This window comes from Bradyrhizobium genomosp. III (genome assembly GCF_000261705.1).
Classification (GTDB): Bacteria; Pseudomonadota; Alphaproteobacteria; order Rhizobiales; family Xanthobacteraceae; genus Bradyrhizobium; species Bradyrhizobium ottawaense.
This window is the reverse complement of record NZ_AJQF01000222.1, coordinates 1-6,045: the sequence shown is the minus strand read 5'-3', so window position 1 is coordinate 6,045 and position 6,045 is coordinate 1. Positions and strand designations below refer to the sequence as shown.

Annotated in this window: 4 protein-coding genes and 1 pseudogene; 3 read left to right on the top strand and 2 right to left on the bottom strand. The window is 64.2% G+C overall.

Going from position 1 to position 6,045, the window contains the following annotated elements; all coding sequences use genetic code 11:
- Nucleotides 1-38 precede the first annotated feature (38 nt).
- Entirely contained in the window at nucleotides 39-1,208 is a 1,170-nt protein-coding gene (locus IC66_RS0119320; protein WP_028139326.1) for a DNA topoisomerase IB, read from the bottom strand.
- Between the two features lie 399 nt (nucleotides 1,209-1,607).
- Between IC66_RS0119320 and acs the strand changes: the two genes are divergently transcribed.
- Together acs and IC66_RS0119305 are read left to right on the top strand one after the other, a co-directional pair.
- Entirely contained in the window at nucleotides 1,608-3,554 is a 1,947-nt protein-coding gene (gene acs, locus IC66_RS0119310; protein WP_028139327.1) for an acetate--CoA ligase, read from the top strand.
- A 434-nt stretch (nucleotides 3,555-3,988) separates the two neighbouring features.
- On the top strand, nucleotides 3,989-4,504 hold the full coding sequence (locus IC66_RS0119305; protein ID WP_028139328.1) for a L,D-transpeptidase: 516 nt from the start codon (nucleotides 3,989-3,991) through the stop codon (nucleotides 4,502-4,504).
- Nucleotides 4,505-4,560: 56 nt separating this feature from the next.
- Here the strand turns inward: IC66_RS0119305 and IC66_RS0119300 are convergent, their stop codons facing one another.
- Nucleotides 4,561-5,151: a thermonuclease family protein gene (locus tag IC66_RS0119300; RefSeq protein ID WP_028139329.1), complete on the bottom strand. Its 591-nt coding sequence runs from the start codon at nucleotides 5,149-5,151 to the stop codon at nucleotides 4,561-4,563.
- A gap of 255 nt (nucleotides 5,152-5,406) precedes the next feature.
- Here IC66_RS0119300 and IC66_RS0119295 point away from each other — a divergent pair.
- Nucleotides 5,407-6,045 (top strand): annotated as a pseudogene (locus IC66_RS0119295) (methyl-accepting chemotaxis protein); the annotation flags it as partial.

The window sequence follows — 6,045 nt, the reverse complement described above, 5'->3', positions numbered from 1 at the left end:
AAATCGGGCGTGCTTTAATGGTTGCTACGGCAGTGTCGTTACACCGCGGCTGTCGCCACCACCTGCGCCAGAAGCTGCTCGCGCCTCGCCTGCGAGCGCTGGCCCTTCATGGTCGCGGCGAAGCGCTCGAGGATGCCGTCCTCGAACGCGGTGACGATGGTGTCGTGGACGTAGCTCTTGCGGCAGATCGCCGGCGTGTTGGAGAGCTTGTCGGCTGCGGCGCGGATCGCGTCCAGCACCTGCTTCTTGCGGCCGCGCTGGCTGGTCGCCGGCGTGATTCGCGACAGCGATTCCACGACGACGGCAGACGCCATCAGCGTACGGAAATCCTTCAGCGAAATCTTGATGCCGGCGATCTCGCGCAAGAACGCGTTCACCTGCGTGGTGTTGACCGCGCGCACGATGCCGTAGGCATCGCGATACTGGAACATGCGCTTGCCGGGGACGCCCTGCAAAATGCCGATGGCGCGCACCAGTTTGGCCGCATCGCACTCCTTGCGCACCGCCTTGCCGCCCTTCGCCTTGAAGGTCAGCACGAAGCTGTCGTCCTCAAGCGTGACGTTCGACTTCAGCAGCGTGGTGGCGCCGCGGGTGCCGTTGAGGCGGGCATAGGATTCATTGCCCGGACGGATCGCAGTGCGCGCGATCAGCTCGATCACGGCCGAGAGCGCGAATTCACGCGTCGGCTCGTCGCCCGACAGGAACGCCGAGACCTTGCGCCGGATCTTTGGCAGCGCGCCGACGAGCTTTTCCAGACGATGCGCCTTGCGGTGCTCGCGGACCTTCTCCCAATCGGCGTGATAGCGATATTGCAGCCGGCCTGCGGCATCGCGGCCCACGGCCTGGAGATGCAAGCTCGGATCGGCGGAGTAGCGCACCTCGCGATAGGCCGGCGGCACCGCCATGGCGTGCAGCCGGCGGATGGTGCGGGCGTCGCGGATATGTGCGCCATTGGGACGCACGAAGGAATAGCCCTTGCCGCGCCGGATGCGGCGGATGGTCAGCTCGTTCTGGTCGCCGAGCCGCAGGCCGAGCTCCTTGGCAAGCGCTTCGACCGTCGCCGCGGGCGCCGTGTCGAAGGCCTTCTTCGGGCTAGGACGCCTGAAAGCGGCGGGTTTCGGCCATTGTCCGAGGGCTTTGGCCAGTGCAATGGCCGCAGGATCGGCTGAAGCGGGCCGTATCGTCCCGAGATTCTGCTGATCCATCATAGTCTTATGCCTTAGCCCTGTCTGTTACCGGTCAATGCCGCTGTTCTGATTTTTGTTCCGAAGGGTCTCTTCGGACCCGGGTTGGCCATTTAGGGTGTTCCGAACACTATTGCGAGTCCCGAATCGGTGAGGGTGGTTCCTAAATACCTCCATTAATGCATGGGGCCCCTGCGGCGGCCTGTTCCGCGGAGCTGGGCAAGGCCCCGAAAGCCGCCCGCCGGCTTGTTTCAGATCTGCGACAGTCACAGCAGGTGGCCTTGATCCTCCGCATGGCCGGCCGCCCGCCGAAGGTCCAGCTTGTGCTCCTTGTCGGGCCCGGTTAGCCCGACGCATAATCAGTCAATGATCAAGTCGGCTCGCCGGTCGCTAGCGTTCGGCCTGCCGTATGTGGAGGGAAGCATGTCCGAGAAGATCTACGACGTCCCGGCGGAGTGGGCGAAGCGCGCCTGGGTCGACCAGGCCAAGTACAAGGAGATGTACGCTCGCTCGATCTCGGACCCGAATGGTTTCTGGGCGGAGCAGGCCAAGCGCATCGACTGGATGCACGCGCCGACGAAAATCGAGAACGTCTCGTTCGCGCCCGGCAACATCTCGATCAAATGGTTCGAGGACGGCATCCTCAACGTCGCCTACAACTGCATCGACCGCCATCTCGCCAAGCGCGGCAACCAGACCGCGATCATCTGGGAAGGCGACGATCCCTCGCAGTCCAAGCATATCACCTACCAGGAGCTGCACGACGAGGTCTGCCGGATGGCCAACATCCTGCGCACCCGCAACGTCAAGAAGGGCGACCGCGTCACCATCTACCTGCCGATGATTCCGGAAGCGGCCTATGCGATGCTCGCCTGCGCGCGCATCGGCGCGATCCACTCCGTGGTGTTCGCGGGGTTCTCGCCGGACAGCCTCGCCCAGCGCATCAATGACTGCAAATCCAAGATCATCATCACCGCGGACGAAGGCCTGCGCGGCGGCAAGAAGGTGCCGCTGAAGGCCAACGTCGACGCCGCGCTCGCCAAGGCCGACGACGTCGACTGGGTCGTGGTGGTCAAGCGCACCGGCGGCAAGATCGACATGAACCCGACGCGCGACCTCTGGTATCACGAGGCGGCGGCGATGGTGACGACGGAATGCCCGGTCGAGCACATGCACGCCGAGGACCCGCTGTTCATCCTCTACACCTCAGGCTCGACCGGCCAGCCCAAGGGCGTGCTGCACACCTCCGCCGGCTATCTCGTGTTCGCCTCGATGACGCATCAATACGTCTTCGATTATCACGACGGCGACATCTACTGGTGCACCGCTGACGTCGGCTGGGTCACCGGCCACAGCTACATTCTCTATGGGCCGCTCGCCAATGGCGCGACGACGCTGATGTTCGAAGGCGTGCCGAATTACCCGGATAATTCCAGGTTCTGGAACGTCATCGACAAGCACAAGGTCAACATCTTCTACACCGCACCGACCGCGATCCGCGCGCTGATGCAGTCGGGCGACGAGCCCGTGAAGAAGACATCGCGCGCCTCGCTCCGCCTGCTCGGCTCGGTCGGCGAGCCCATCAATCCGGAAGCGTGGGAGTGGTATCACCGCGTCGTCGGCGACGACCGCTGCCCGATCGTCGACACCTGGTGGCAGACCGAGACCGGCGGCATCCTGATCACGCCGCTGCCGGGCGCGACCAAGCTCAAGCCGGGCTCGGCGACGCAGCCGTTCTTCGGCGTGGTGCCTGAGATCGTCGACGCCGACGGCAAGGTTCTGGACGGCGAGACCTCGGGCAATCTCTGCCTGACGCGGTCCTGGCCCGGCCAGATGCGCACGGTCTACGGCGACCATGCCCGCTTCGAGCAGACCTATTTCTCGACCTATAAGGGCAAGTACTTCACCGGCGACGGCTGCCGCCGCGATGCCGACGGCTATTACTGGATCACCGGCCGCGTCGACGACGTTATCAACGTCTCCGGCCATCGCATGGGCACCGCGGAAGTCGAGAGCGCGCTGGTGGCGCATGAGAAAGTCTCCGAGGCTGCCGTGGTCGGCTTCCCGCACGACATCAAGGGCCAGGGCATCTACGCCTATGTCACCCTGATGGCCGGCATCGAGCCGACCGACGACCTGCGCAAGGAACTCGTCACCTGGGTGCGCAAGGAGATCGGCCCGATCGCATCCCCGGACCAGATCCAGTTTGCGCCGGGCCTGCCCAAGACCCGCTCCGGCAAGATCATGCGCCGCATCCTGCGCAAGATCGCCGAGGATGAGCCGGGCAGCCTGGGCGACACCTCGACGCTGGCCGATCCCGCCGTGGTCGACGATCTCGTCAGGAACCGGCAGAACAAGAAGTCGGCGTAAGCTTGCTCTCCTGCCCCGGACGCAGCGCAGCGCGCACGTCGCGGTGCGCTGCTGAGCCGGGGCCCATCCATCCCAGCGCAAAGAACTGGGTCCCGGCTCTGCGTCGCGGCGCGACGCGCTGCGCCTTGTCCGGGACACGAGACCGCGTTTGTCGTCGACCCTCCGGTAAACAACAGCCGTTCACATCCTCACGCACTCGTCAGCGCGCGTGCCGGTGCGGCTACATCTTTCCCGCCGAGTGTTGTTTTCAGGTCATTTACTTTATTTCGAACATTTCCTTTGTTCCCCCTGCTGGCTGGCCCTTGGCAGCCGTGCTTGGAAACCAACCGGTTAAAGGGCGCGGTTAAGAATGTCCCCTGACAAGGACGTGGCAAGCTGGCAATTGCCGGTTCCGCGTAATTTTGGACGATCCGTTCGGGCTTAGGGGAAAATCGATGTCGATTAGGATTGCGGCGGCGCTGGCCGCCACCATCGGGGCAGGGGTCTTGATGTCGACGGCGGCGCAGGCGCGGCCGGAAATGGTGGGGGCGCATCTGGCCGACTATTCGCCGGGCACCATCGTGGTCAAAACCAGCGAGCGGCGGCTCTATCTCATCCTCGATAACGGCCACGCCGTGCGCTATCCGGTCGGCGTCGGCAAGTCCGGCAAGCAATGGGCCGGCACTACCCGCATTGACGGGAAATATCGCAACCCGGCCTGGGCACCGCCGGCCGAGGTCAAGCGTGACAAGCCGAGCATTCCCGACATGATTCCGGGCGGCTCGCCGCGCAACCCGATGGGCGTTGCGGCGATGACGCTGGCCGGCGGTGAATACGCCATCCACGGCACCAACGTGCCGGGCTCGATCGGCGGCTTCGTCTCCTATGGCTGCATCCGCATGCTCAACGACGACATCACCGATCTCTATGGCCGCGTCTCGGTCGGCACCACGGTGGTCGTGACGCGCTGATCGCCGGGATCAAGGCAAGACAGGAAAAGGCCGCGTCCCCGAACGCGGCTTTTTTGTTACCAGAAGCGCCAGCCGCGCGTGCACCAGCCGTCGCGATGGCCGCCAGTGTAGCTTCGCGCAAAACCGCCGGCGAGCAATGCCGCCGCAACGTTCGCAGTCCGCCGGGTCGCGACGTCGGCGAGAACGCGGCCGTATTTGTCGGGGCCGAGATTGGTGATCGTCACGTCGCCCTGACCGAGCAGATCGCGCAACGCGCGGGCCGCGGCTTCGGCCTTGTCCTGCTCCTCCCGGCAAGACGCTTTCATCTCGGGCGCGTCGATGCCGCGCAACCGAACCCGCACGACGAGATCGCGGCCGCCGCGCTGACGAACACGCGCGAGAAAGGTGTCGCCGTCGATGGTGCGAATGACGTCCACCGGCTCGCGAACATCGGGATGGCCCGCCTGCTCGAGAACGATCTCGGCATTCCGCGTGCGGTCGCCATCGGCATCAGGAACAAGCCAGCCCATTCCATGGCGAAAGGTGAGTACGACGGCCAGCGCGATGCCCACCACGAACATCCACGGCAATAATCCGGAGAAGCGCCGACCGAACGGCGAGCCGCCGAACTGCGGCCGATAGGAATTAGGTCGATCCCGGAAAGGCATCAATCACGCTAGGACAGAGACGGGGGAACTCAAAGCACGAGCGCGCACATAGCGGAACCATGCAGGAAAATTCCATCGTCGAATATGTCGGCCGTAGTTCTACCGGAGATCCGCGAATATTACCCAAATCTCAATCATTGGTTGCGAATACCTGCTATACAGCAACGCGAGGAGAGAGCGGTGGGATCATTCAGGTTTCGCATTGGAACAAAGCTCGGCATCGTCACCGGCGTGAGCGTTGTGCTGGTCTGCGGCATGCTGACCAACCAGATGCTCGGCAACCGGTCGATTGCCGAATCCAATCGCCTGGTCACGATCAACTACCTCAACAAAGGCAATGCGCAAGCGGCGCAGACGGCGATGGCGCGGGCGCAGCTCGCAGCTCTCGAGATCAGCTCCGCCTCGTCAGCCGGAGAGGTTGACAAGCTCCTCGAGAATCTCCGCGCGCGAGCAGGCGAAGCCGGCGCGGAAATCGATACGGCCACCGACCGGGCGACCCGCAAGGTCACCCAGGACGCCTATCGTGAGACCAAGAAATTCGTCGATGCGTATCTGACCAGCGGCATTGAACTGGCGGGGGCGCAAAAGACCGTCATTGGCGCCCCCTCGGGCGGCGCCAGGACTGCCGCAGAGTCGACGAAGGCCACCATTCTCGCAGAGCGTATGCGTCCGGCAGCCCTGGAAGTCAGCAAACGGATCGACGATCTGGTCGGCGTTGCCAACGAATTCGCCGCGCGCCGCAAGGGCGAGATGCTGGCCGAACTGGACCGCGTCGCCACCTTCGCATTGATCGTCGGCGTCTTCGTCGTTCTGACGTTGATCGGGTCCGCCGTCTTTTCCGTGTCGAACATCGCCCGGCCGATCCGGCGCATCGGCGACGTGCTTCTCCAGCTC

What these genes read in the sequence shown, in the direction of transcription:
- IC66_RS0119305 (WP_028139328.1), top strand. Translation starts at nt 3,989, where the DNA reads ATGTCGATTAGGATTGCGGCGGCGCTGGCCGCCACCATCGGGGCAGGG.
- IC66_RS0119300 (WP_028139329.1), bottom strand. Translation starts at nt 5,151, where the DNA reads ATGCCTTTCCGGGATCGACCTAATTCCTATCGGCCGCAGTTCGGCGGC.
- IC66_RS0119320 (WP_028139326.1), bottom strand. Translation starts at nt 1,208, where the DNA reads ATGATGGATCAGCAGAATCTCGGGACGATACGGCCCGCTTCAGCCGAT.
- acs (WP_028139327.1), top strand. Translation starts at nt 1,608, where the DNA reads ATGTCCGAGAAGATCTACGACGTCCCGGCGGAGTGGGCGAAGCGCGCC.